Genomic DNA, 1787 nt, shown 5'->3' with positions numbered 1-1787 from the left:
TATCTTCTAACGAAAAGGAGCGTGCTGTTATGAATACCTCTCTACGAGCGTCGGCGCACGTCTCGCATAAAGGTTGGTACTCTATTAATTGGAATACTGTACAAAGATATGTAACGAAGTTACGACAAAGAATTTATCGTGCCGAACAACAGAATCAACGAAGAAGAGTAAGAAAACTTCAACGTTTACTCCTTAGGAGTAAAGCAAATCTACTACTCTCTATTCGCAGAGTGACACAACAAAATACCGGAAAGCGAACACCAGGTGTAGACGGCTATACGGTCTTAAAACCAAATGAACGTATTAAACTATATCAACAACTGCTAAAATGTAATGTCTTTCAGCATCGCCCAAAGCCAGCGAAACGAACATTTATCGCTAAGAAAAATGGGAAGCTAAGACCTCTCGGTATTCCGACGATACGAGATCGAGTGTATCAAAACTTGGTAAAGAATGCACTGGAACCGCAATGGGAAGTTAGATTCGAAGCCACTTCCTACGGTTTTCGTCCTAAAAGAAGCACACATGATGCCATAAGTAATCTCTTTAACAAGTTGAACACGAATAGTAAGAAGAAGTGGGTATTTGAAGGAGACTTCTTAGGATGTTTCGACCATCTTAACCATAATTGGATAGTAGAACAAACATCTTCGTTCTCAGGAAATACTCTCATTAAAAGATGGCTCAAAATGGGATACATAGAACAGGATACGCTTCGTAAAACAACAGAAGGAACTCCCCAGGGAAGTATTGTGTCCCCTCTTTTGGCCAATATCGCGTTATGTGGGATGGAAGAAGAGATTGGTATCGTCTATAGAAAGACATACAAATCAAATGGAGGATATAAAATAGATCCAAAATGTAAAATAGGACGTATTCTTTACGCAGATGACTTCGTCATCGTAACGGAAACGAAGGAACAAGCTGAAAGTATGTATCAGAAACTCAACCCTTACTTACAAAAGCGAGGAATTAAATTGAGTGAAGATAAAACCAAAGTTACACATATCGAGAGTGGGTTTGATTTCCTTGGTTTTTCACTCCGACAATACAAAACGGAACAAGGCAATAAGTTATTAATCAAACCCAGTAAAGACAATATCAGAAAAGCAAAAAGGAAGATAAAAGACACGTTCACAGTGATGCGAGGACGACCAGTAAAAGAAATTATACATGTCCTAAACCCCATTATTCGAGGTTATGGACAGTATTGGAAACATGTCGTGTCGAAAAAGACGTTTGGTTATATAGACAACTACGTTTTCTTGAAAATAAGGAAACACCTTAGACAATTGCATCCAAGGAAGTCTTGGAAGTGGATTAATAAGCGCTATTTTAAGAAACCCCACCACGGTGGAAATAATAAATGGATTCTGACATGTCCACTTACTAATATTCAATTGTTGAAGATGTCTTGGATTAAAATAGAACGACATGTCATGGTAGCCTACAAGAACAGCCCAGATGATCCGAATCTAAAAGAGTATTGGGAAAAGCGAGACCGTAAGGTCTTTAATAGCGAAAATACTTTAGATAGGATGAAACTCGCAAGAAGACAAGGATATCGTTGTGCACTATGTAAATGCACTCTACAAAATGGAGAGAAAGTCACAGTGCGAAACCTAGAGGTTTCTACAGGTAAATTTGCTAAATTAGTACATGTACCATGTATTAAATAAGTTGTTCGGATAAAAAGAAGGCTTGAGCCGTATGACGGGAAATCTGTCACGTGCGGTTCTTAGGGGGGCGGGCGCTCGTGAGAGTGCCTGCCTACCCGACTAAACTAG

At 39.2% G+C, this 1787-nt stretch carries 1 protein-coding gene; it reads left to right on the top strand.

What is annotated here, in order from left to right; genetic code table 11:
• Positions 1-29 precede the first annotated feature (29 nt).
• Positions 30-1679 (top strand): group II intron reverse transcriptase/maturase, encoded by a 1650-nt coding sequence (ltrA, locus tag ACN6NE_RS29120; protein WP_474328870.1) that lies wholly within the window; start codon positions 30-32, stop codon positions 1677-1679.
• Positions 1680-1787 lie beyond the last annotated feature (108 nt).

The organism is Priestia sp. 53B2 (genome assembly GCF_056099005.1).
The sequence above is the reverse complement of the archived record's forward strand: the minus strand, read 5'-3'. Positions and strand labels throughout refer to the sequence as shown.

Excerpts from the sequence above, each read along its gene's own strand:
- ltrA (WP_474328870.1), top strand. The coding sequence starts at position 30 with ATGAATACCTCTCTACGAGCGTCGGCGCACGTCTCGCATAAAGGTTGG.